This window comes from Pedobacter sp. JY14-1 (assembly GCF_029269825.1).
Lineage (GTDB): Bacteria > Bacteroidota > Bacteroidia > Sphingobacteriales > Sphingobacteriaceae > Pedobacter.
Window position 1 is genome coordinate 236,161 of record NZ_JARJHU010000003.1, and the last position, 24,197, is coordinate 260,357.

Below are 24,197 nucleotides of genomic sequence, written 5' to 3' on the forward strand. Positions count from 1 at the left end.
GTAAAGATACAAAACCCCTTTCTGATATGCTAACCTTATTGTCCGGCTGTTGTAATTCCAGGCCGTTCCGTTGCGATATTATCCGGCTGTTCTCCATTACCGCCCTTTGCTTTCTTTCGCTTCCAGAAAGGCTTCTTCTTTTTAGGTGCCGCATTTGCTTCCCCGGTTTCTCCGTCAGGACCGTTTTCCGTAACCGGACCGGTTTTATCAGCTTTCGGAGCACTCACGCCAGTTACGGCTTCAGCTGCAGCCGGCTGCCCGTTTTTAGTCCGGTCGCCAGTATTGCCATTGTGCTTTCCCTTCTGGTTTTTCTTATTCCTAGTGCGCGTCTCAGTGCCTTCTTCGGGAGCCTGACCGGCGGCTCCACCTTCGGCGGGCTTCAGGTGCCCGGGCAGCGGCATGCGTTCAATTTGTTTTTCGATCAGTTTCTCGATGTTGGCCAGTTTACGTTTGTCCCTGGGGTTTACAAGGGTAATCGCTGTGCCTTTAGTTGCGGCACGTGCGGTCCGGCCGATCCGGTGCACATAATCTTCAGGATCATGCGGCGCATCAAAATTGATCACCAGATCAATACCTTCCACGTCTATCCCCCGGCTCAGTACGTCAGTTCCGATCAGGATGGGCAAGTTCTTGTTTTTAAACTGCAATAAGATCGCTTCCCGTTCCTTTTGTCCCAGGTCAGAGTGAAAAGCCTCTGCTTTCAGGTGCAGTCCCCTCAATACACGACCCAGGTTCTTCACCTTGTCTTTGGTCGATGCGAATATAATAATGCTTTTGTAGCCGCCATTTTTCAGTAAATCCTTCAGCAAGGCTACTTTTTGCTCATCGTGGATCATGTAGACCTGCTGGCTGATCCCCTCGGCAGGTTTGGAAATTGCAATATTGATCTGTTCCGGATGGTTCAGCAGGCTGGAGGCCAGTTTTCTGATCTTGGGAGGCATAGTTGCCGAAAACATGACGGTCTGACGCTCCTTTGGCAGGTAGCTCACAATACGCATGATGTCGTCGTAAAAACCCATGTCCAGCATCCGGTCTGCTTCATCCAGGATCAGGTGCTGCAATTTGTCCAGTTTCAGCGTACCTGAAGAAAGGTGAGAGATCAGGCGCCCGGGGGTCGCAATGATGATGTCCACACCGTCGCGCATCGAATTTTTCTGCTGATCGTAAGTAATTCCGTCCCCACCGCCGTATACCGTCAATGAGCTGATGTTTGTAAAGTAGGAAAGTGCCTCGACCTGCAGGTCGATCTGCTGGGCCAGCTCCCTTGTCGGGGCCAGTATCAGCGTATTGTTGTGCCGTTCCGGAGTGCCGATGATCTTATTCATTACCGGAAGGAGGTATGCGCCTGTTTTCCCTGTCCCTGTCTGCGCACAGGCAATCAGGTCTTTGTTTTCCAGTATGAGTGGTATAGCTTGCTGCTGGACCGGTGTAGCGTTGCGAAATCCCATCGCCTGCAGGCCTTCATAAAGGTCTGTGTTGAAATTAAAGTCTTTAAAATCCAATTTTGCTTTTAATAATAGTTAGCATTGGTAAAAGTAAGGTTTTTGCACATTTATTCGAGTACTAAAAAAGACCTGGGATTGATTACTTTACCGTAACGGTGAACCTCATAGTGCAGGTGCGGGCCGGTAGAGCGTCCGGTGGAGCCGATCTTGCCGATACGGTCGCCGGCGCTTACCCGCTGTCCGTTCCTCACCAGAATCTTTGACAAGTGGCCATAATAGGTTTCGAAACCATTGGCGTGCCTGATCACGATGCAGTTGCCATAGCCGCCTTTGCGGCCTGCCACAACTACTTTTCCGCTCGCTGTACTCCTGACGATTTCGCCTTTCCGCCCCTTAATGTCCAGTCCCTTGTGCCGCTCCACGCTTTCGCCTGTGAACGGATTTTCCCGGTGGCCGAAGCCCGATGTGATCCTGCCGAAATGAGGATAACCCATAGGAGTAAAGGCAACATAGTCGATCATTTTATCCAGGTGGGCATCATAAAATTCACCGGCTTCTTTTGCCGAAAGGGTTTCTTTTTCTTCCTCACCGCCTACATTGGGAATGATCTGCCGGATGCCGCGGGCCTTCAGGTATCTGTTGATCACCATTAGTTTGCGGTCTATGGACTGGTAATATTTTTTGATCGCGGAAGTATCCAGGTCGTTGGTTTGCTCAGTAACAGGCTGCTTACGCTGTTTGTGCAGTTCCCGCACCAGCTGATCATTGGAAAGTTCTACCGAAGCCTTGCTGTAAGTCAGGTAAAGAATAGTCCCTATCAGGACGACAAAGATGGCGGCAATAGCCGCCAGATATTTTTTCCAGTGGGTGACGATACCTGCGGGTACTTGTATCGGTCTGCCTGAACTCTGGTTTTTGTTTACAAAGATAATGGTGGTTTTTTCCAGTTTCCTTGCCATTGGTTTAAGAGTTAGAAATCCTTGAGTTACAAATATATGATTTTAGGTTTCATATAAAAGTCCTTCATGAAATCTAACGTTTTCTGTCTGCGTAGCCAAAGACCTTTTGCAACAGCGTCGTAGACCTGGCGCCGATATTATTGCGGATGTTCAGCTCTTCCTGGGCCACCTGTAGGAACATACCATCAATTGCCTTTTGGGTTACGTAGGCTGAAAGGTCGGTTGTCACCGGTTTTACGAGCGGGATTTTATTGTAAGCAGCCGCAGCGTCGCCCCAGTATCTGGTCGCGCCCACCTTGCCCAGACTGGCCGAGATCACTGGCTTGAATTTTTCTGTCAGCTGGCTTGTGGTTACACGTTTGAAATATTGTGTCGCCGCGTCCTTATCTCCCAGCAGGATATTCATCGCATCGGCAATCGTCATCTGTTTAATCGCAGAGATAAAGATCGGTTTGGCCTCTTTTGCCGCATCTTCCGCAGCCCTGTTCAGACTGGTAACTACATTATCGGCTAATGAGCCCAGGCCAATGCTCCTCAATGTCTGCTCCACTTTCTGCGCCTCGGGAGGGAACAGGATCTTCACGGCAAGGTTGCCCAGAAATCCATCCTTTGCCGACAGCCGGTCTGCACCCGCGGCAGTGCCGATTTCGAGGGCCTGTTTCAGGCCTTGCCCGATCTCCGCAGTTGTTGGGTCTCCTCCCGGTATCTGGCTCAGTATTTTTCCAAGCTGGGCCTGGCTCTGTACATCACATCCGCCAAAAACCATCAGGCCCAGCGCGAGTAAACAGATATTAATCTTTTTCATTCCGTTTTTCGGTTTGCTCAAAAGTAAGCAAATCCCTGGCCATAATCCCTGCCGATCTGGCCAGTTTGACAAATTCTGCGCGGTAACCCTCACGATCTCTGCCCAGTGCGGCCGAAGCAGCACTGATCACATGATCAAAACTGGCGTTTTGTTTGAAGGGAGACTGTTTCAACAGCAGCCCAAATTCGGCTACTGCTGCCGCAAAACGGAAGTTTTCAGAAGCCTGCGCAAAGGAGGTTCCCCTGTCTGCGACGGTCTGCTGCATCAACTTGCTCACATCGCCATCCGGCTCTTTGTAACGTAGTTTAACGGTCATCAGCTCGGTATTGCCGGTCAGTTTTACGGCCTTCTCCGGTGACCGCTGGTATTTCAACGGATCCACGCTTTCCGAAAAGCTGCTTTTAACCCCTACGGGGATCACCTCGTAAAAGGCGGTGACTGTATGTCCGGCACCCATTTCCCCTGCATCTTTAGTGTCGTCGTTGAAATCCCGGGCTTTCAGCATCCGGTTCTCATAGCCGACCAGCCGGTAGGCCTGTACCTTAGCCGGGTTAAATTCTACCTGCAGCTTTACATCCTTGGCAATGGTAAACAACGTGCCGCCAAATTCATTGACCAGCACCTTCCTGGCCTCGCTGATGTTATCAATGTAAGCATAGTTTCCATTACCCTTATCAGCCAGGACTTCCATTTTGCTGTCCTTGTAATTGCCCATGCCGAAGCCCAGAACAGTCAGGAATATCCCGCTTTTTCGCTTACTTTCGATCAGTTGTTCCATATCCCTGTCGCTGCTTGCCCCGACGTTAAAGTCGCCGTCGGTCGCCAGGATTACCCGGTTATTGCCTTCTTTGATGAAGTGCTGTGCCGCGACTTTATAGGCCAGTTCTATCCCCTGCCCCCCGGCAGTAGAGCCGCCGGCGCTCAGCCTGTTCAATGCGTCTTTGATCTGCATTTTCTCATTGCCAGGCGTGGAGGGAAGCACCAGGCCGGCATTGCCTGCATAGACGACGATCGCTACCCTGTCTTCCCGCCTCAGTTGCCCCGTCAGCATTTTAAACGATGAGACCAGCAGGGGCAGTTTATTATAATAGTTCATGGAACCGGAAACGTCGATCAGGAATACCAGATTGGATGCGGGCAAACGGTCTGTGGGAACCTTTTTGCCCTGCAATCCAATCCTTACCAGTTTGTGGCGGGTATTCCAGGGAGCGTCAGCAACTTCTGTGCAGATACTTACCGGGTCATTTCCCTTTGGCTGCGGGTATTCATAGTCAAAATAATTGACCATTTCTTCGATGCGTACCGCATCAGCAGGCGGGAGGCCACCGTTATTGATGAACCGTCTCAGGTTGCTGTAAGAGGCAGCATCCACGTCGACAGAAAAGGTAGAAAGCGGGTGTGTTAATGCTGTTTTAAACGAATTTTCATTAATGCCCGTATAAGATTCATTATTTTGCAGGTTTAGTCCTGCCACCTTACCCTGCAGCAACTGTTCTACATTTGCAACAGGAACATCCGTTGTACCGGTTGCCATTGCGGCAAAGGGGTTTCCCGTCCGCTTCTGGTAGCCTCTGATGACTGTTTCGTTTATCGTGTTTTTTGATGCTGACAGCGCTACGTTAATGACGATACCGTTGATTTCCAGAGTACGGGACTGATAGCCCACATAACTAAATATCAGCCGCTTCGTGCCGGCCGGTACAGCAATCTTATAAGTGCCGTCAGGTTTGGTGTGCCCCGCGCCTTTGGGTGGCATGCCTGCGAAGATGGATACGCCTGCAAGCCCTTGCCCGGTAGCCGCATCCGTCACTTTTCCGGTAATGGTCATTGTTTCTTCTGCAGATATCCTGAAAGCAGTGCAGATCAGCAGAATTAAAAACGGTAGGATAAACTGTTTCATGGTTTTTGCGTTTTGGTTGCTCAAATGATGTGTGCCGTACAGAAATTCCATAGCCATATCAAAAAATATTTCTATACTTGAGAAAAACTCCCGCTTATCCTTGAAGTTCATTAAGCAAAAAAGCCATACAACGGAACAGACCGATGCAGAACTCGTGGCCAGCTATAAACAAAGTGGCAGCCTTGAAGTATTAGGCGCACTGTACAACAGGTATATGCACCTGGTATTCGGGGTTTGCCTTAATTACTTTAAAGACGAAGAACAGAGCAAGGATGCGGTCATGCAGATATTCGAAGAGCTCATCACCAAACTCCGGCTCCATGACGTGCAGAATTTCAAAAGCTGGCTCCATGTCCTTACCCGTAACCACTGCCTGATGGCGCTCAGAAAGGCTACAAGACACCACACTGTTGCACTGGAAGATTCTTTTGTGGAAAATATGGATTTTGTGCATCTTGATGTCGACGATGCAAAAGAAAGAAGGCTCAGTGTCATGGAAAAGTGTATGGAAACACTTTCTGAGGAACAGCGCGCCAGTGTCGATTTGTTTTACCTGCAGGAGAAGTGTTATAAGGAAGTCTCGGAAATAACGGGTTATGAGATGACGAAGGTGAAGAGTTATATACAGAATGGCAAGCGTAACCTAAAAATATGCATGGAAAGGAACAGCGGTGAATAAGGACTGGTTAGACATAGCGGTATTAGAGGACTATCTCGACGGTAAGCTGGATGCGAAATCCATGAACCGGGTAGAACGGCAGGCCCTTGAGGATCCCTTTGTGGCCCAGGCTTTGGAGGGACTCAGTGCATCTCCGAAGCGTTCGCTCGAATCCCTTTCCCTCCTGCAACAACAGTTGCAGGAACGCATTGAAGGAAAAGAACAGGAGAGGAAAACCAGGATCATTACCTGGCAGCGGCTCAGTATTGCCGCCTCGGCTGCTGTGGTGTTCATTTCCGCAGGTGTGATCTTCTGGATGAGGCAGTCGAATTACCAGGAATCTCTGGCCAGACAGCAAAGGCAACCTAAACAGGTTGATGTGAGCCTGGCCCCCAGGGTATCTGCTGCAGACAGTGTATTGTCAACCGCCGGACAGGTTGCCGCACGGAAGACCGCCGATAGCGGTCCGATTGAACAGACGGCAGCAGCGGCCCCTAAACCTAAGGCTCAGATCTATATTACCGAAGCGGTGCCCGTGCCGGCAGAGCGCACTGCTCAGGACAGCGCAGGTAAGGCAGATGAGGCGCAACCCGTTGCGGCATCGGCCATTGCCGTCGAACAAGACATTGCGTCCGCCAATAACAAGGTACCCGGCTACCGGATACTTACCGGAAGAGTGCTCGATGCGGAGACAGGGCAGCCACTTGCCGGTGCCGGTATTTTTGCCGGTACGCCTCCCAAGGGCGTAGGCCAGACAGACAGCGAGGGAAATTATCAGGTTTCTGTTCCCGAGAATACTGAAAAACTGACCCTTAGCTATACCGGCTACACCACACAGGTTTTCCCGGTCATCGGAAATAATATGGTGGCTTCTTTAAGGGAAACCAGGAACAATCTCAATGAGACGGTCATCCAGGGTTATCAGAAACGGTTGGCAGCTCCGCCCGCAGGCCAGTCGCTTGTCGCATCGGCAAAGGACGTGCAGGATGTGCCGGTCGCTCATGTAGAGCAGCTTTTACAAGGTAAGGTTGCTGGACTGAATATCCGGAACAATACCGGTGCACCAGGCGATAAAATCCCTCAGCCAAGCTCGGGAATGGACAAATACAAAGCTTACCTGGTCCGGGCCAACCGTTTTGCCGGTCAGGCGAAGAAGGGGAGTACTGCGGAGGTACATTTCAGTATCAGCGGAGGTAGACCGGTAAACATTACCGTGATCAGGGGCGTTTCAGAAATGTATGATGCCGAGCTGGTCAGGCTCATCAAAAACGGGCCAGGCTGGAAGGTTGCAGACAAGGCCCATGATGAAGTCAATCTTGTTTTACAGTTTTGAGCGGACAAAGTCCGTTTCTTCGGATCAGTTACGAAGATCCTTCAGTTAAAAGAACAGGTGGATAATGCTGAATACGATGCCCGCAAGGGTAGCCGAAACCGGTATGGTCAGCACCCAGGCCCAAAGCAGGCTTACCGTTACGCCCCAGCGCACAGCAGAAACCCTTTTCAGCAAACCTACGCCTACAATAGAGCCCGTAATGGTATGCGTAGTTGAAACCGGGATACCGAAATGCTCGGTAATGCCCAGGGTTACCGCACCGGCAGATTCAGCAGCAACGCCTTCAAAGGCATTTACCTTGGTGATCTTTGAACCCATGGTTTTCACGATCTTCCAGCCACCGCTCATGGTGCCCAGTGCAATGGCACCGTAGCAGGAGATCGGGATCCACTCCGGCATCGCGTCACCAGTATGCAGCACGTTGGCAGCCACCATGGCTACATAGATGATACCCATTACTTTCTGCGCGTCATTACCGCCGTGGGCAAAGCTCAGGGCAGCAGAAGAAACCAGTTGCAGGCGCTTGAACCATTTTTCAGCCACCGAAGGCCTGGCATATCGGAAAAGATGCAGGATGATGATCGAGATGATCACCGATATCAGCATACCAATTACCGGTGCCAGTACGATAAAGGAAACCACTTTGATGATCGGACCCAGGTTAATGGCGGAAAGCACACTCTGGCCCAGGGTTACGGCTTTCGCCATACCCGCACCCGCAAAACCGCCGATCAGCGTATGTGAAGAACTTGACGGAATGCCAAACCACCAGGTAAACAGGTTCCAGATAATCGCAGCCAGCAGGCCGGCCAGGATCACCTCCAGGGTGATGAAGTTTTCCACCACGGTCTTTGCGATCGTGTTGGCCACTTTGTGGTCCGTAAAGTAAAAGTATGCAGCAAAGTTAAAAGCCGCCGCCCAGAGCACAGCCTGGAAAGGTGACAGTACTTTTGTAGAGACGATCGTTGCAATAGAATTGGCCGCATCATGAAAGCCATTGATATAATCAAAGGCGATCGCCAGGACAATAACAACAATCAATAAGGTACTTACCATTTTATAGAGGTTTATTATGCGTTCTTCACCAAAATAGATTCCAGCACATTGGCGGCATCTTCACATTTATCTGTAGCAAGCTCCAGTGTCTGGAGTACTTCTTTCTGTTTGATCAGTTCGATCGCATTGGTCTCAAATTCAAACAGGCGCGCAATGGCAAGGTTGCAGGCATAATCCGCCTGGTTCTCGCCGCTGTTGATCCTTACACAGGCATCGGCGATCACGCGGATGTTTTTGAAACTGCGCAGTTCCTTGATCGCCTTTTCAAGGTCTGTGCACATTTCCACCAGCAGTTCCGCCAGTTTGATCATCGGGTCGCTTATTACGGTGAGGTTATAAAGTTCTATATTGCTTGCCGAAGCGTGGATGTAATCGGCGATATCGTCAACTGCACTGGCCAGCGCATGAATGTCTTCCCTGTCAAATGGGGTAATGAAGTTCTTGCTCAGTTCCAGGAAGATAGAATGGGTGATGTCGTCCCCTACGTGCTCCAGGCGCTCTACTTCCTTAATGTATTCCTTTCTTTTTTCAGGGTCAGTAGCCGAAAGTGCCTGCAGCAGGGCCTCAGCGATCTTCAATACATTGCTCCCCGCCTGTTCAAACAGCGGTTGAAATTTTTTGTCTCTTGGTGTGAAGAACTTAAAAATGCTATTCATCTTTCGTATATATAGTGCTACAAAAGTATGAGTGCAATGTTAAGTTAGTGTTAACTGTTAAGTTTTTCGCTTAACATCAGCTGCTTAGCCTGGCTTTTCTGTGCTTAGCTCGCTTTTTGCAAAGTAAAGGCGAAGGTAGAGCCGATCTGGAGGGTACTCCTGACCGAGATAATCTGCTGATGCGCTTCAAGGATATGCTTTACAATAGCCAGCCCCAGGCCTGTGCCGCCTTCCTGTCTCGACCGGTGCGTATCGATACGATAAAAGCGCTCAAAAAGGCGGGGAAGGTGTTTCTCGTCAATACCGATCCCGTCATCGGTCACTTCCACCAGGTACTGGTCGTGAAGTTCAAATATCTTGATCGCTGTAGCGCCTCCCGGCTTACCATACTTCAGCGAGTTCTCCAGCAGGTTGATCATTACCTGCCTGATCTTCTCCCGGTCGGCTTTTACGAGGGCCGGATGCGTATATTTTTCCTTAAAGAACAGCTTGATGTCCTTCGCCTTCGCCTTGTCCTCCAGCATTTCCATCACCTCTCTGGCCAGGCCCACGAAATCAAATTTTACATAATTGATCGGCACTTCTCCCGATTCCAGCTTGGCGATTGCGTCCAGGTCGTTGATCAGGTAGCTCAGTCTTTCCACATTGTCCGCAGCCTTTTTCAGGAACTTGGCCGCCGAATCGGGGTCGTCTGCAATACAATCCTGCAAAGTGTCTATATAACCTTGTATCGCAAACAGCGGGGTCTTGAACTCATGTGATACGTTTGAGAGAAATTCTCTTCTGAACTGTTCCTGCTTTTTCAGCACATCGATCTCGCTTTTTTTTGCTACCGCCCATTCTTTTACTTCCTGTTCTACGTCATTGATCGGATCGGAACTCACATACTCGCCAAGTGCGTCTTTCAGGTCCTTACCCAGTTTCAGGTTGTGGATCAGTTTATAGATCAGGACAATCTTTGAGTAAATGTATTTTTCCAGAAGGTAATAGAAGATCACAAACGCCGAAGCAAAGGCCACCCCGAAGGTGACTGCACCCCAATACCAGCTGTGCTGGAAGTAAAAGTTGACCAGGCCGATCGAAAGGCCCACGGCTAAGGCCGCAATAAGTACCAGTACACTTAGTTTCATCTTCTTAATAAAATAGATTGCGCTTTTAATTTCAGGATGTTAAGGGCAATTTACAAGATAAATTTAAATTTCCGTAAGGTAGCGCCAGTATCTTTTAGGTACATGGCGCATAAAGAGTTTTGTGTTTTTCCGGGCTTTGATATTTGTGCTCCTGAAATAGTGCCGCCACAATTCTGTATGTTGTGTTTCCGCTTCAGGGGCAGAAGTTCCGGCCTGCTTCAGCAGTCCGCGTTCCGCCTCGCGGTCCAGTGACACCTCTTGTGTATTTTGCAGGTCATAATGTATGCCATAATGTCTCCGCAGATCGTAGATCAGCCAGCACTGGTCGGCATACCTGTCCCTGAAATGCTTTGCGATCAGCGGAATCACGTTAAAGTCCGGCTCGATCACGCAGTAGTACAGGCCATCCCTGCTGTGCATGGCCCCCTTTTGTGCTTCCTGCCTGTCATTCTGCAGCTGCTTAAAACGGATAAACGCCTCCATCCTGTGCTTCTCCCGCTCTACTTTCACCGCGACCTGCGCAATCCCCAGTACCGCAGGATGTCCATAATTGTTTTCCGGATCATTAGCCCTGTACGCGTGCGCTGCTGCCGTGTTTTTCCCGCCCGTTCCCTTTCCTGCGCTGAAAATATAACAGGCAAAATCAAACAGCAACTGCGGGGCTTCCGGCAATTCCGAAAGAAAGGTGCAATAGAAGCGACGCATCCATACCGCTGGCAATTTATTCTTGAGCCCCTTCCATACCCGGTCTGCGCTATCCCTGCGGTTAACGATTTTCAGTATTTCGGAAAAGGCATCTGGCCGGTATTCGCTCTGCCTTACCAGCCGTACCTTACCCGGCTTGCGCTCAAACCACTCAAATACTGCGCAAAGAATGCTCTCCAGGCTGCCGTCAATAAGGTATATCTTCATCGTCTTCTCAAAACAAAGCCAGTTGCTGTACGCTGCTCTTCAGGTATTTACTCTCGCTCTCCGCCAGAATGAACGACTTGATCTGCGTATGCTGGTAATCCTTTAGCTGGTATGGACCGTCCGCGCAGCGGATAAAAAACCTGGCCCGGTTATAGGCCACGCCCATTTTCTTCAGCTGGTCAATCCGCAGGCGGCCAAACTGCCGGGCCTGTACGATCTTCTTTGCAGAGCTCACGCCAATGCCCGGCACCCTTAAGATCTGCCGGTATGCAGCTGTATTCACGTCGACCGGAAAAAACTGCAGGTTTCGAAGCGCCCAGCCCAGTTTGGGGTCTATATCGATATCCAGGTGCGGATTAGACTCATTCAGCAGTTCGTTGACATGAAAGCCATAAAAGCGCATCAGCCAGTCTGTTTGATATAGCCTGTTCTCCCTGATCAGGGGCGGCTGCGAACCGATCCGCGGCAGCCGGTTGTCCATACTGATGGGCACATAGCCCGAATAATAAACCCGTTTCAGCGAAAAATCCCTGTAAAAGCGGTCTGCCGTACGCATGATCTCCATATCTGTTTCCGGAGTAGCCCCGATCACCATCTGTGTGCTCTGCCCTGCAGGTACAAACTTCGGTACGCTTTTGATCAGTGCCCTTTCTTCCTTAAACCGGACAATCTCATCTTTTACAAAGCCCAGGGGGCGTTCTACATCTGCGTGGCTTTTTTCCGGGGCCAGCAGCTTCAGTCCGCTTTCGGTAGGCATTTCCAGGTTGATGCTCATCCGGTCCGCGTAAAGCCCTGCTTCCCGGGTCAGTTCGTCACTGGCTCCGGGTATGGTCTTCAGGTGAATGTATCCGTTGAAGTTCTCTTCCAGTCGCAGCTTCTTCACGACCCTCAGCAAACGCTCCATGGTAAAATCAGCATCCTTGAAAATCCCTGAACTCAGAAACAGTCCCTCGATATAGTTTCTGCGGTAAAAATTGATCGTCAGCGACACCACTTCATCAACCGTAAAAGCTGCCCGTTCAATGTCATTGCTCCTGCGTGAAACGCAATATGCACAATCGAAGATACAATGGTTTGTCAGCAGGATTTTCAGCAGCGATACGCAGCGCCCGTCTTCTGTATAGGTATGGCATATGCCCGATTTATGGCCGTTGCCCAGCCCTCCGCCGGCATTCTTACGGTTGCTGCCGCTTGATGAACAGGAAACATCATATTTGGCGGCATCAGCCAGTATGTCGAGTTTCTTAGTCAGTCTGTCTATATTTGTCATAAACCTTGTTTGCTAACAAATATAGTAAATATTGCTAATTATTTTTGCTTGTTTTCCAGGCTTGCCTGTTTACCTGAAAGTGTTCCACTCCGCATAGAACTGTTCCAGGTATTGTTCCATAAACGCATGCCGCTCTTCTGCAATCTCCCGGCCAGTTGCTGTCTTCATCAGGTCCTTCAGCAGCAGCAGCTTTTCGTAAAAATGGTTTAGGGTAGGGTTGGTGGCTGCTTTATACGCTTCCTTGCTCATGTCCGGTTTGGGCGGTACAGAAGGATCGTAGAGCACCCTGTTCTTATAACCTCCATAAGTGAAGGCCCGGGCAATACCGATCGCTCCGATCGCATCCAGCCGGTCGGCATCCTGCACCACATCCATCTCCCTTGAAGAGAAAGTCAGCTGGCCCAGGCTGGCCTTATAGCTCATGTTGCGGATGATCTGAACCACGTGCGCAGCCGTTGCTTCATTCACGCCTGCGCCCTCCATGAATCCGGCAGCGATCGAAGGCCCCAGTTCTTCGTCGCCGTCATGGAACTTGCTGTCTGCAATGTCATGCAGCAAAGCTGCGAGCGAAATGGTCAGGATATCCCCTTTTTCGATCTTATTAATGGCCATGGCGTTCCGGTAAACGCGCTCAATATGAAACCAGTCGTGACCCGCTTCGGCCCCCGCCAGCTGCGCTTTTACAAAACGGATGGTTTCCGCTGTAATCTGTTCCGTATCCATGACGGCAAAGATAGCCTAAATCCGGTCAGGCTAAGCTTCTTCCAATGTTACTTTTTCAGACAGCGAGTGCAGCAGTTCGGCCGTAGGCGTCGAGATCAATGCGGTAGCATCCACACCAAGCAGTATGGATATCTCAAACAACCTGTCAATGGAGATTTTACTATAGCCCAATTCTATCTTGCTATAGGCGTTTTGCGAAATTCCGATCTTGGCCGCCAGATAATCCTGTGTATAGCCTTTGAATTCCCTTGTTTTCCTGATGTTTATTGCTGCCAATCTGGCCTTTTCACGGATAATATCTTTCATAATGGTTCTTAATTCCCCTTAATCGGGCATATACGAAGAGAAAATCCGCTTGGATTTATGAGTCACCTAAAATTTTTCTTTCGGGTCTTCTGCTGCCATCGTACAATTCATATTCCAGCATACGGCAATCGAGTTTTCCGTTATAAAATTCGATTTTTCTGGAAGCCTTCAGCCCGATTTTTTTAGCCAGGTCCGGATTGCCGGTAAAGATATAGCCAAAATAACCCTTGCATGCCTGTTTCATAAAATCGCCCATACGGCTGTAGGTCAGCTCCAGTTTGGAGTGTACGCCGAGTCGCTCTCCATATTCGGGATTGAAGACCACTACACCCTTGCCGGTTTCCGGAACAGGGGTCTCTGCAAAATCGCAGACTTCGAAAGTAATCAGTCCGTCTACACCCGCCGTCTTTGCATTTTTTCGTGCCACCTCAACCGCATCGGCAGAAATGTCCGAGGCGACGATCTGCAGGTCTGCATTTTTGACCACCTGGTCTTTCAACCGTCTGCGCTCTTCAAAGAACACCTGCTCATCGTAACCCAGGATATGCATGAAGGCATAGTTCATCCGGTACAGTCCCGGCCTGCGGTTGGTCGCGATCAGTGCGGCCTCTATGGCCAGCGTACCTGAACCGCACATCGGGTTTACAAAAGGTGATTTCCGGTCCCACTGGCTGCTCAGCACCACAGCTGAAGCCAGGGCTTCCAGCATCGGCGCCTTGCCCGGTATCTTCCGGTAGCCATGCTTCGCCAGCGTCTCGCCCGAGGTGTCCAGGAAAACCTCCGCCTCGCTGCCCTTCCAGTACAGGTGCACCACCGCCTTATTGACGTCCGAGCCGGAGTTTGGCCTGATGCCTTTTTTGTCCTTGATCCGGTCCACGATGGCATCTTTTACCTTCAGGTTGGCAAACAGTGGAGTCGTTATGTTTGGATTATCCACATTGGACGTTACCGAGAAATACCCGGTAAAATCGATCAGCTCTTCCCAGGGCATGGCGTTCAGCTGTTGATACAGCTCCTCCGGCCCCTCCGCCTTAAAGGTTTTCAGACTGTAAAGGATCTGGCTGGCGCAGCGCAGGTTGAGGTTTAGCCTGATGCATTCCGTCAGGGTGATATTCAGCTCTGTGCCTGTTGGAAAAACACGCACGGGGTCATGGCCCAGCTCTTGTATTTCCTGCTGAAGGTAAGGAGAGAGCCGCTTATTACAGGTGATGATTACCCTGGATCTGTTGTGGAAAACTTGCATATGTGAAACCGCAAAGTTATCAATAAAAATATAGAGATTTGATCCTTTACTAAGATTAAACAGTATAACGATATGGAAATTAAAGGAAAAGTGCACGAGATCGGAGCTTTACAGCAGGTGAGCGAAACGTTTAAGAAACGCGACCTTATCATTGAATATGCAGAGAACCCGACATATCCTGAATACATCAGATTTGAGGCGTTACAAGACAAGACCGCGCTGTTTGACAGCCTGAAGCCTGGCGACCAGGTAGAAGTTTCCTTTAACCTCCGCGGACGTCCCTGGACAGACAAAACAGGTAAGACCTCTTATTTCAATAGCCTCGTGGTATGGCGTATCAATAGCCTGGCCAATACCGTGGCGGCCCCGACGCCTCAGTATGCACCTCCGGCAGACCTTAGCGCTACCGCAGGCGAGGATGACGATCTTCCTTTCTAAGCACAACCGTCTTTTTTAAATAAACAAATTAACCCAAGCCGTTCCATAGCCCGGAGCGGCTTTTTTCATGCGCTTTTTTGCGTAGTTCAGGGCTCAAGCTCAATCCATACCGGTGCATGATCACTGGTCTTTTCCCAGCCGCGTACATGCTTGTCTACGCCGCCCGAGCGCAGCCGCCCGGCAACCGCAGGGCTGAGCAGGAAGTGGTCGATCCGAAGACCTGCGTCCCGTCCATAGGCATTGCGGAAATAATCCCAGAAAGTATAGATCTTCTGACCGGGATACAGGGTGCGGATAGCGTCAGTCCAGCCCTGGCCCATCAATCCGGCAAAGGCCGCGCGCGTCTCCGGCCGGAAAAGCGCATCATCTACCCAGCGTTCCGGTTTGTACACATCCATATCTGTCGGCATGACGTTGAAATCCCCGGTCAATACGACCGGAAGGCCTTTTTTCAACAGCCCCTCCGCATGCCGGCTGAGCCTTTCAAACCATTTCAGCTTGTATTCAAACTTAGGCCCCGGTGCCGGGTTGCCGTTAGGCAGGTAGAGACAGCAGATCAGGAGGTCTGCAGTGAATACTTCGAGATACCGGCTTTGGATATCCTCCTCATCCCCCGGGAGGCCCCTGCAGATCTCTCTGCCTGCTGTGCCCCTGGTGAGTATGGCGACCCCGTTCCAGCTCTTCTGCCCATGCCAGATGGCCTGGTAGCCCGCATTTTGAATGGCCTCCAGCGGAAATTTTTCCTGGGGTGCCTTCAGCTCCTGCAGGCAGACAATATCCGGCTCAGCTTCCGCCAGCCAGCGCAGCAGTACAGGCAGCCTTCCGTTGATGCCATTGACGTTATATGTTGCGATCTTCATGAACAATAAACAATCGTCTGCATGGTTTGTTGCCGGCCGCGCTGCAGGTACACTTCAGCTCAGGCCGACTTCAGGTGCATCAGCATCTCCGTCAGATGGGCCTGTGTAACCGGCTTGATGTAAAACTGCGATATCGCCTCGTATTTTTTCGCCCGCTCATGGTCGGCAGCGTCAATGGACGAACTGACAATATACACCGTGATCTTCTTTTTAGGTTTCAGCAGCACGAACTGGTCCAGAAACTGCCAGCCGTCCAGTACCGGCATATTCAGGTCCAGTAAAATAACTGAAGGCAGTGATTCCGGCGATTCGAGGATCGGTTTCAGGTATTTCAACGCCTCCAGGCCATTCGGAAAAATGAGCGTGGTCTTGCTGAAATTGATCAGCTGCATCTGTTTTGACAGCAGATAAGTGAAGATTTTGTCATCGTCGATAATACAGGCGACGTCCAGTTGTTCCATAAGTCAGTTTTTAGAAATATTGATGTAAAAGGTAATGCCGTTGCCGGGGCTGCTTTCGGCCGTAATGGTGCCGCCCATGGCTTCGACCTGGTTTTTCACCAGGAACAATCCCAGGCCCCTGGCATCTTCGTTCCCGTGGAAGGTTTTGTACAGACCGAAAAGTTTATGTCCGTGAAGGCCCATGTCCAGGCCTGAGCCGTTGTCAGAATAGATGATGTTCACCGATCCGAGCAAGGCCTCGATGGTAATGGTGATTTCCGGGGCACGGTCCGGATGGCAGTATTTCAGGCTATTGGTAATCAGGTTGATAAACAGGCTTTCCAGGTAAGCCTTGTTGAAAAGGACCTCGACATCACTGTCGGTACGGACCAGCACAGTGGCCTTTTCCCTGATAATAGAGGCCGAGAGGATCGTGGTCACCCGGCTGATCTCTGAACAAAGGGAAACAACCTCCCTTCCCGAGAGCCCCTCGTCATGGATCTTTACCACCTCGTTCAGGCCCGCGAGGGTACTCAGCAAGTTTTCGGCATTCGTGTCCAGCATGCTGATCAGTATCTCCCTTTCTGCAGCGTCGGTTTCCAGGCTGATCATATTGGTGAGCATCCGGATGTTGCCGGCATGCGATCGGAGGTTGTGCGACACGATGTGCGCGAAATTGAGCAGGCGCTCATTCTGCGCCCTGATGGTATCAGTATTCTTTTTCCGCTCCGTGATGTCCTTGATCTGAGAAATAAAGTATAGCGGCTGCTGGTCCTCATCCCTGACGATCGAAACATTAAGCAGTGCCCAGATAAAATGCCCGCTTTTATGGATGTATCTTTTTTCCATGCTGTAGCTGATGATTTCCCCGGCAAGGAGCTGCTGCATCTTTTCCAGGTCTGCGTCCAGGTCGTCGGGATGGGTACAATCCCTGAAGAACCTGCCGGTCAGCTCCTGTTCATCGAAACCGAGCAAGGTGCAAAGGCTGTCGTTGATTCGCATCCAGCGTCCTTCCGGCGAAACCAGGGCCATTCCGATAGGCGCATGCGAAAATGCCTGTACAAACCTGCGTTCCCTTTCTTCCAGGAGCTGCTTGAGCACCACTTCCTCGGTCACATCCTCAAACGTACCGTAAATGATATCGTTTGTCGTCTGGTCTGTCCGGACATGCATCCTGATCTTTACCCATTTGAGATTTCCCTTTGCAGAAACCAATTGCAAGGTAGCCTGCTGCGGTTTGCCAAGCGCTACCGCCTGCCGGATCATGCTACGGACCTCATCAGGATTTTTATAAAATATAGCTGCAATCTCTCCATCCGGCTGGTACTCCGCATCTACTTCAAGGATCTCGCGGAAGTACTCGTTCCAGTACACTGCCCCGGTGCTCAGGTTGCGTTCATAAATACCCAGGCCGGCCAGTGCCGAGACCAGCTGGTAAAGTTCGATTTTAGTTTGCATTGTGGTCAAGCCGGTATGCGTTGCAATATGAATGTGCGGGAGATGATGTAAAGAAAAGGAAAAAAAGCGGTAAAAAAGAGGGGTATGGATTTTCCGGCATTTTTAAATTGATCTGTGTCCGGTTCTTCTCTCACCTGATACCAATGTGAGTAAGCGGTGAGTACGCGGTGAGTACGCCTTGAGTCCGCCTTTTTTCCGAAAAAAGGCGGACTCAAAGATTATTCATACTTCTTTTGCCGCGTAAGCGGATACACAGCAGATCGGAAGGTGATCGTTACTGGATACATTGCAATATTCCAAGGTCTCGTTGTTAAATTTTGTTAAAAATCCCGGCTTATCTTAAGGCTTCGTTAAATTTGTTTAGGAACTAAGATGAAGAAACGGAGTCTCTGGCTGATCTCGACCCTGATGACGGTGGCGTTACTCGGGGTTTTTGTAATGCAGTTGTATTACATCAAGGAGGCGTATAACCTGAAATCACAGCTTTTTGAGCAGAATGTAAACGAGGCGCTGAATGACGTGGTCAGTAAGGTGCAGAAGCGTTATGCTGCCAGTCATATCAGTAAGAAGGATGTGGAGATGAGGCGCCAGCGCGATCAGGCAGTACGCGACCAGGCCCAGGCCATTGTTGATTTCAAGGAAAAATTTAAGGAAGAAGAGGCGCGCCGCAGGCAGGCCCAGTTGGTGAAGATCAATGAGAGTCTGAATATACGGGACAGTATTTTGCGCAAGACATTTCTGGAGCCGAGAATGATCAGTGAAGATGAGTTTCAGGCGATATCGGGCCCTGCGAAAAAAGACCCCAAGTCTGTGCTGGAGGTACGGGTAGATTATTTTGAGGATGAATTTGGTAACATTAAGGGGCAGGTTAAGCAGCAGTTGCTGACCAAGCGCAGTACCTTATTTGCTGCTCCTGCCGGGCAATGGCCGGACAGCGTACGATACCTTGCCTTTAATCCCAAGACCTTTGCCCCCATTACCGTAACACTGGAGCGTATTACGCCGGAACTGGCCAGTAACTTTAAAAGGGAAGACCAATTGGCCAGACGCCGGTATGAAGAAGGCCTGAAGGCCCTGGTGGAAGATACGGTGATGATGGAGATGAACAGCCTGGACTACCTGAAGGATGTGCGTACGGAGATGATGCAGGTCAACGTACCGCTGGAAAAGCGTATCGGAAAGGATGAACTGGATGCCTTGCTGAAAAAAGAACTGCTGAACCGCAACATCAGCATCAATTATGATTTCTGGCTGAAGCTGGCCAATAAGGATTCACTGTTGTACAGGCAGGCTTCCGATAATAAGGAGGAGGAAAACCTGGCGAGCAATACCTATAAGATCCCCCTGTTCGGGAATGACATCTTCCGTGACCCGGGGATGCTGTTCGTAAGCTTTCCGAATAAGAACGCACTGATCATTGGCAATATGTGGATAACGATGGCTTCGTCGGCTGGATTGTTGCTGGTGCTGATCTTTATTTTTACGTATACGATCTATGCGATCATCAGGCAGAAGAAGATCTCGGAAATGAAGACAGACTTCATCAACAACATGACGCATGAGTTCAAGACGCCGGTGGCGACGATCATGATTGCGAGCGAGGCGCTGAAGGATCCGGAGATCGTGGAGGACAAGAAGCGCATAAACCGGCTTGCAGGTATTATTTATGATGAGAACGTACGCCTGGGTAACCATATCGAGCGGGTACTGAGCATCGCCCGGCTGGAGAAAAAGGAGCTGAAACTGGAAGAAGCGCCTGTGGATATGAATGAACTGATCGTCGCGGTAGCCGACAGCATGTCGCTGCAGCTGCAAAAGAAGGAAGCGGTGGTGACGCTGGACCTGAAAGCGACAGATGCCGTGGTAAAGGGCGATGAACTGCACCTGTCTAATGTCATTTATAACCTGATCGATAATGCCAATAAGTACAGCATAGGTACCCCTAAGATTACCATCAGTACCCGAAACACGGCCAGGAAGTTGCAGATCGATGTGGCTGATGAAGGGATCGGCATGACCAAAGAACAGTCACGGCGGATATTTGACCAGTTTTACCGTGTGCCGACAGGCAATCTGCACGATGTAAAGGGCTTTGGACTGGGCCTGAATTATGTGCAGGATATCCTGCAGCAGATGGGTGGCACCATAAAAGTGCACAGTGAGAAGGACAAGGGAACGAAATTTGAGATCAGTATACCACTAAACGTATAAATTAGCGACGCATGAAGAAGATTTTGTTGGTTGAGGACGACCCGAACCTGGGACAGCTTTTGCAGGATTACCTGCAGCTTAAGGGTAAGTTTGATGTGGTATTGTGTGTGGACGGGGAGGAGGGCCTGAAGGCTTTCACGAAGCAGAAGTTCGATCTGTGCATACTGGATGTGATGATGCCGAAGAAGGATGGTTTTACGCTGGGTAAGGAGATCAGGAAGATTGACGAGCATGTGCCGGTCATTTTCGCTACGGCAAAGGCAATGATGGAAGACAAGGCTTCTGCTTATGACCTTGGCGGTGACGATTACATTACCAAACCGTTCCGTATCGAAGAGCTTTTGCTGCGGATCAATGCCTTGCTGAAACGTGTCGCGGCCAAGGAGCCTGTTGAGGTTTTGCCTCCGCAGACCTTCTTTGAGATCGGTGACTATACCTTCGACTATACGACACAAATGATTCATTATAAGGGTCAGAACCAGAAACTGTCTACCAAGGAGGCAGAACTGTTGCGCCTGCTTTGCCTGAAAAAGAATTCAGTGCTGACCCGTGAAGAGGCGCTGCTGAGTATCTGGCATGATGACAACTACTTTAACGGGCGTAGCATGGACGTGTTCCTGAGCAAGCTGCGGAAATACCTGCGGGAAGATCACCGGGTGGAGATCCTGAACGTGCACGGTAAGGGTTATAAACTGCTGGTCAATTAAGTTTTTACTTCCCGCAGAGACTGCCAGGTTACAAGGAGAATGCCTTGAGCGCAGATTTTGCATATTCGCCCCAGTCTTTGAGGGCATCGTTGATGATCTTACTTAATCCTTTATAGTCTGTTGACTTCCCTTTGACCGGGGGCTTGAGTTCTGCTGCGGCAACGGGTTTGTCTGTAACGGATTTTGCAAACCAGGTGATGTTTTCATGGGGCAGGGCCACGCCCAGGATCATACCCGGAAGCCCTGTGAAGGATTCAGGTCCGCCGGATACAGGAATCTTATCGGTATAAAAGGCGACGACATAAATGGAGTCGAGGATAATGGCATTGGCCCGGCGGCATTCGTAACCGGCAATGGTACGCATTTCGCTGGTCAGTTTCCAGTTGATCTTGCGCAGGCTGTCTTTTTGAAGAAAGGTTTCTTCGTAGACCTGCTTCTGGGCGATGAAGGTATTGCTGGAAAGATCGCTGTATATGGTGTTGTTCTGGTTTACCATCGGGTCATTTGAAAAGAAGAACCCGCGCTCCGATTCAGTTTCCGCTACAGGGGTAAAGAGGGTTTTGTTGCCGGAGAAGACGAGCGTGCTTTTTAATACCTTGAACTGAGGCTGGTTGCGGCGATAGTTTTCGTAGAGATCTTTCCAGAAATTACTGGTGCTTTCACCCATGTTGCGCTTGAGCAGGGCAAACATGTTCACGCTTTTTTCGTATTCGATGACGCCGCTTGGCGTAAACCGGACGTTCTGGGCCACTACAGGGCCTGCCAGAAGGATGATGCTGAAGAAGAGTACGCCGCAGGTTGCTTTTAATGTCTGTTTCATCTTTTGTTTCTATAGGTTATTTGCCAGGTGGATCTGGTGCCGGGGTTCATAGCGTGCTATTTTGCCGGTGCCCCGCCCATTTTGTTAAAGTCCCAGACGAGGGAAAACATAAAGTACCTTCGGATAGTGGTGTAACTGTTCTGGCTGATCGTATTGCCGCTGGCATAGCGGCTGAAGCCGGCATTCTGGTTAAGCAGGTCGCGCCCTGTAATGTTCAGGGCCAGGTTTTCCTGCCTGAAAAACTTTTTGCTGATGGTCGCGTTCCAGATGAACCGGCTGAAGTTATCGGAGAAAGCTGCAGTCCTGGCCTTGTATTCGTAGTTGCCGTCGGTACTGATTTCGATTTTTCCAGGTAATGTGATGCCTGCACTTCCATTACTGTTGAATCCCCAGCCCTTGTTATTGGCCGCGGACTGAAGTGAGGAAACAATGGTGTTATAGGCCGGACCTCCGGATATCCGGAAATTATATGCCTTCGCCTTGTATTTGCCAAAGCTGATCTCTCCGTTAAAGGTATTGCTGCTGGTTTTGTTGAGCACACCATTGGTCAGGTTATAGCTGGTATTCCCGTTCGCCGACAGGCTGAGGCCAACTGAAAGGTCTATTGCCTTGATCTTTTTATCGGTATTGATGTCAAGGTTAAAGCTAGCCGGGGTTTTTCCGCTGAGGTTGATGGACTGATAGGTCGTCTTACCGGAAGCAAGATCGGTGGTCACACTGCTGGTGATCGGGTTGAAACCCATCTGGTAGCTTCCGTATATCCATAGTGATTGTTCGGTGATGATCTTATAGGAGTTATAATACATGCTCACAGAATTGCTGTAAGACGGGCGCAGGTCGGGATTGCCGAGCGTAATGTTGAGCGGGTCTGTATTTACCCTTACCGGTTGTATCTGTTCGATACCGGGCTGATTGGTGTAGCCGTAATAATTGATACTGACAGCGCGTTGCTGTGAGAAGCGGTAGCCGTAGCTGGCGCGCGGGTTTACATTGACGAAATTACGTTTAAAGGTCTGCCCTGTATACCCATTGTACTGGTTGAAGTTTACATGGGTGATGTCGGTACCCAGACTGAACCTGGTTTTGTCTTTATTGTAATTGGCTGCTATGCCGCCCTTATTCGAGAGCTGATCGAGTTGGAAGTCATTGCTGAACTGGGTGTCCAGCTGATCGTACAGGCCAGAGGCCGATTTATTATAGGAACGGCGGTCGGAACTGCTGTTGATCAGGCCTAACCCGTAATTGACGACGAGAGAGAAGCTTTTTGAAAGGGGTTCAGTAAAAGTCAGGTTACCATTAAGGCTATTGCTGCTGGCTTCGGTTACTTTTTGCTGGTCGATGGTGCGGGTGCTGTCGGGCATACTTCCCGGCAGGGCGCCTGCACCGTAAAAGTTGTTGGTCGAATACAGGTAGCCGTCGTCACTGGTCTTTCTGTATGCTTCCTGGATGTTAAGTAATAGGGTACGTCCTTTTTTCTTCAGCTTTTTGGACCAGAGTGCCGAAGCATTAAATCCTTGCTTTTCGGAATCGTTGCTGAGTTTCCGGTCACTGGTGTTGATGAATGAGCTGTCTGCCCGCCGGCTGAAAGCATTAAAGCTGTCGTTGGTCCGGGTATTACTTTTGGAGCCGTCCATCATGAATTTCAGTGAACTGGTACTGTCTGGTTTGATGGTATAGGTGGCGTCTGCCTTCTGGCGGAATACGCTGTTGTCGAAACGTTGTGCGGAATTATTGCTAATGATGCCGTCAGGCAGGTTGTTCTGGCTGATGTTGTCACTATTGCCTGCCACGTCTACCTGGCCGATCTTATAATTGGTATTGAGGGCATGCTTGTCACTGTCCCATTTGTTCTCGTAATGCAGGCCGCCGCTGGCCGCCCTGGGGATACCCCGGCCATCGTAGCGGCCGTTCCAGGAATTGAACCCATCGTCTCCGCTGCTGAAGAACATGACGCCGCCATCGTCGCTCATTTCCATATTGCCGGAACTGCCGTATTTGGAATTGTCTTCCCAGCCGAGACCGGTCTGCCCGGTATTTCCAAAAATACCATACCCCGAGAAGCGCTGCTTACCCTTAAAGGCGTTGAACATGGCCTGATTCTGATAAAATCTGCTGGTGCCCGCGCCACCTTCCAGCTTACCGAAATAACCGTTCTTTTTATCTTCCTTCAGTTTGAGGTTGATGGTCTTGGTCTTTTCCCCGTCATCTATGCCGGTAAAGGTGGCCTGGTCGCTTTTCTTATCGTAGAGCTGTACCTTATCGACCATATCGCTGCGGATATTCTTGGTGACGAGTGTCGGGTCATCGCCGAAGAACTCTTCGCCGTCTACAAGGACTTTTTTGACGGTTTCGCCCTGGGCGGTAATTTTACCGTCTTTATCAACTTGTATGCCCGGAAGCTGTCGAAGCAGGTCTTCTACCTTGGAATTGGGGGCGATCTCATAGCTGCCGGCATTGTATTCGGTGGTATCGCCTTTGATCTTGATGGCAGCAACTTTGCCCTTGATGATGACGTCCTGCAGTAACGTTGATTTGAGGATGAGGTCGATGGTGCCAAAATCTTTAGCGGTGTGTGCGCTGTCAAGCTCAAATGTTTCGGCGTAATCTGCATAGCCCGGATAAGTAGCCAGCAGGATGAATTTGCCGGGCCGGAGTGTGCTGAGGTTGAAATGGCCTTCGGCATCTGCCCTTGCGAACCTCACCAGTGTTGAATCCTGCTGATTGAGAATGGTAATGGTGGTATTGACCAGTTTATAGCTGGCCATGGTGTCGGTAACAGCACCCTTGATCGTATAACTGGTTTGTGCGATCAGTCCAAAGGAACATAACAGCAGCACCGTCAGGAGAGCGACTTTCTTCATGTTTGG

At 50.1% G+C, this 24,197-nt stretch carries 21 protein-coding genes and 1 pseudogene; 5 read left to right on the forward strand and 17 right to left on the reverse strand.

Annotated elements, in window-relative coordinates; translation table 11 throughout:
* Positions 1 to 389: 389 nt before the first annotated feature.
* From P2W84_RS07085 to P2W84_RS07100, 4 genes and pseudogenes are all read right to left on the reverse strand, one after another.
* A pseudogene (locus P2W84_RS07085) lies at positions 390 to 1,502 on the reverse strand (DEAD/DEAH box helicase); the annotation flags it as partial.
* A 50-nt stretch (positions 1,503 to 1,552) separates the two neighbouring features.
* Positions 1,553 to 2,404 carry a M23 family metallopeptidase gene (locus P2W84_RS07090; RefSeq protein ID WP_276089421.1) on the reverse strand — a complete coding sequence of 284 codons (852 nt, stop codon included), beginning with the start codon at positions 2,402 to 2,404 and terminating at the stop codon, positions 1,553 to 1,555.
* Positions 2,405 to 2,477: 73 nt separating this feature from the next.
* The gene (locus P2W84_RS07095; protein ID WP_276089422.1) at positions 2,478 to 3,209 is read right to left on the reverse strand and encodes a DUF4197 domain-containing protein; all 732 of its coding nucleotides are present in this window, start codon (positions 3,207 to 3,209) and stop codon (positions 2,478 to 2,480) included.
* Positions 3,196 to 5,109, reverse strand: a complete 1,914-nt coding sequence (locus tag P2W84_RS07100) for a von Willebrand factor type A domain-containing protein (protein ID WP_276089423.1) — start codon at positions 5,107 to 5,109, stop codon at positions 3,196 to 3,198. The genes P2W84_RS07095 and P2W84_RS07100 overlap by 14 nt, the downstream gene beginning before the upstream one ends.
* 100 nt (positions 5,110 to 5,209) lie before the next feature.
* Between P2W84_RS07100 and P2W84_RS07105 the strand changes: the two genes are divergently transcribed.
* A complete protein-coding gene (locus P2W84_RS07105) occupies positions 5,210 to 5,788 on the forward strand; it encodes a sigma-70 family RNA polymerase sigma factor (protein ID WP_276089424.1) in 579 nt (192 codons plus the stop codon).
* Positions 5,781 to 7,100, forward strand: a complete 1,320-nt coding sequence (locus tag P2W84_RS07110; RefSeq protein WP_276089425.1) for a carboxypeptidase-like regulatory domain-containing protein — start codon at positions 5,781 to 5,783, stop codon at positions 7,098 to 7,100. Before P2W84_RS07105 ends, P2W84_RS07110 begins: the two co-directional genes overlap by 8 nt.
* A 45-nt stretch (positions 7,101 to 7,145) precedes the next feature.
* Here the strand turns inward: P2W84_RS07110 and P2W84_RS07115 are convergent, their stop codons facing one another.
* The 8 genes from P2W84_RS07115 to P2W84_RS07150 all read right to left on the reverse strand — a co-directional run bounded on the left by P2W84_RS07115 (position 7,146) and on the right by P2W84_RS07150 (position 14,396).
* The gene (locus tag P2W84_RS07115; protein ID WP_276089426.1) at positions 7,146 to 8,156 is read right to left on the reverse strand and encodes an inorganic phosphate transporter; all 1,011 of its coding nucleotides are present in this window, start codon (positions 8,154 to 8,156) and stop codon (positions 7,146 to 7,148) included.
* Between the two features lie 14 nt (positions 8,157 to 8,170).
* Positions 8,171 to 8,812 carry a DUF47 family protein gene (locus P2W84_RS07120; protein ID WP_276089427.1) on the reverse strand — a complete coding sequence of 214 codons (642 nt, stop codon included), beginning with the start codon at positions 8,810 to 8,812 and terminating at the stop codon, positions 8,171 to 8,173.
* 104 nt (positions 8,813 to 8,916) lie between these two features.
* Positions 8,917 to 9,942: an ATP-binding protein gene (locus P2W84_RS07125; RefSeq protein WP_276089428.1), complete on the reverse strand. Its 1,026-nt coding sequence runs from the start codon at positions 9,940 to 9,942 to the stop codon at positions 8,917 to 8,919.
* Positions 9,943 to 10,005: 63 nt separating this feature from the next.
* Positions 10,006 to 10,854 (reverse strand): TIGR03915 family putative DNA repair protein, encoded by an 849-nt coding sequence (locus P2W84_RS07130; protein WP_276089429.1) that lies wholly within the window; start codon positions 10,852 to 10,854, stop codon positions 10,006 to 10,008.
* Between the two features lie 7 nt (positions 10,855 to 10,861).
* Positions 10,862 to 12,124 carry a putative DNA modification/repair radical SAM protein gene (locus P2W84_RS07135; RefSeq protein ID WP_276089430.1) on the reverse strand — a complete coding sequence of 421 codons (1,263 nt, stop codon included), beginning with the start codon at positions 12,122 to 12,124 and terminating at the stop codon, positions 10,862 to 10,864.
* Positions 12,125 to 12,193: 69 nt separating this feature from the next.
* Entirely contained in the window at positions 12,194 to 12,847 is a 654-nt protein-coding gene (locus P2W84_RS07140) for an HD domain-containing protein (protein ID WP_276089431.1), read from the reverse strand.
* A gap of 30 nt (positions 12,848 to 12,877) precedes the next feature.
* Positions 12,878 to 13,153 carry a helix-turn-helix transcriptional regulator gene (locus tag P2W84_RS07145; RefSeq protein ID WP_276089432.1) on the reverse strand — a complete coding sequence of 92 codons (276 nt, stop codon included), beginning with the start codon at positions 13,151 to 13,153 and terminating at the stop codon, positions 12,878 to 12,880.
* A 55-nt stretch (positions 13,154 to 13,208) separates the two neighbouring features.
* Entirely contained in the window at positions 13,209 to 14,396 is a 1,188-nt protein-coding gene (locus P2W84_RS07150; RefSeq protein WP_276089433.1) for a class I SAM-dependent RNA methyltransferase, read from the reverse strand.
* Positions 14,397 to 14,468: 72 nt separating this feature from the next.
* Between P2W84_RS07150 and P2W84_RS07155 the strand changes: the two genes are divergently transcribed.
* The gene (locus P2W84_RS07155; protein ID WP_276089434.1) at positions 14,469 to 14,834 is read left to right on the forward strand and encodes a DUF3127 domain-containing protein; all 366 of its coding nucleotides are present in this window, start codon (positions 14,469 to 14,471) and stop codon (positions 14,832 to 14,834) included.
* A gap of 86 nt (positions 14,835 to 14,920) precedes the next feature.
* Here P2W84_RS07155 and xth read toward each other — a convergent pair whose 3' ends face one another.
* From xth to P2W84_RS07170, 3 genes are read right to left on the reverse strand one after another with little or no spacing between them, the layout of a single operon-like run.
* Positions 14,921 to 15,694 (reverse strand): exodeoxyribonuclease III, encoded by a 774-nt coding sequence (xth, locus tag P2W84_RS07160; protein WP_276089435.1) that lies wholly within the window; start codon positions 15,692 to 15,694, stop codon positions 14,921 to 14,923.
* Positions 15,695 to 15,753: 59 nt separating this feature from the next.
* The gene (locus P2W84_RS07165; RefSeq protein ID WP_276089436.1) at positions 15,754 to 16,155 is read right to left on the reverse strand and encodes a response regulator; all 402 of its coding nucleotides are present in this window, start codon (positions 16,153 to 16,155) and stop codon (positions 15,754 to 15,756) included.
* A 3-nt stretch (positions 16,156 to 16,158) separates the two neighbouring features.
* A complete protein-coding gene (locus P2W84_RS07170) occupies positions 16,159 to 17,592 on the reverse strand; it encodes a sensor histidine kinase (protein ID WP_276089438.1) in 1,434 nt (477 codons plus the stop codon).
* 372 nt (positions 17,593 to 17,964) lie between these two features.
* Here P2W84_RS07170 and P2W84_RS07175 point away from each other — a divergent pair, with 372 nt between their 5' ends.
* Positions 17,965 to 19,803 (forward strand): HAMP domain-containing sensor histidine kinase, encoded by a 1,839-nt coding sequence (locus P2W84_RS07175; RefSeq protein ID WP_276089439.1) that lies wholly within the window; start codon positions 17,965 to 17,967, stop codon positions 19,801 to 19,803.
* A gap of 11 nt (positions 19,804 to 19,814) precedes the next feature.
* Positions 19,815 to 20,510, forward strand: coding sequence for a response regulator transcription factor (locus P2W84_RS07180; RefSeq protein WP_276089440.1), 696 nt, complete (start codon positions 19,815 to 19,817; stop codon positions 20,508 to 20,510).
* A 28-nt stretch (positions 20,511 to 20,538) separates the two neighbouring features.
* Here P2W84_RS07180 and P2W84_RS07185 read toward each other — a convergent pair whose 3' ends face one another.
* Both P2W84_RS07185 and P2W84_RS07190 read right to left on the reverse strand, forming a co-directional pair.
* The gene (locus P2W84_RS07185; RefSeq protein WP_276089441.1) at positions 20,539 to 21,330 is read right to left on the reverse strand and encodes a GLPGLI family protein; all 792 of its coding nucleotides are present in this window, start codon (positions 21,328 to 21,330) and stop codon (positions 20,539 to 20,541) included.
* Between the two features lie 56 nt (positions 21,331 to 21,386).
* Complete coding sequence (locus tag P2W84_RS07190) at positions 21,387 to 24,191, reverse strand: outer membrane beta-barrel family protein (RefSeq protein WP_276089442.1); 2,805 nt, start codon at positions 24,189 to 24,191, stop codon at positions 21,387 to 21,389.
* Positions 24,192 to 24,197 lie beyond the last annotated feature (6 nt).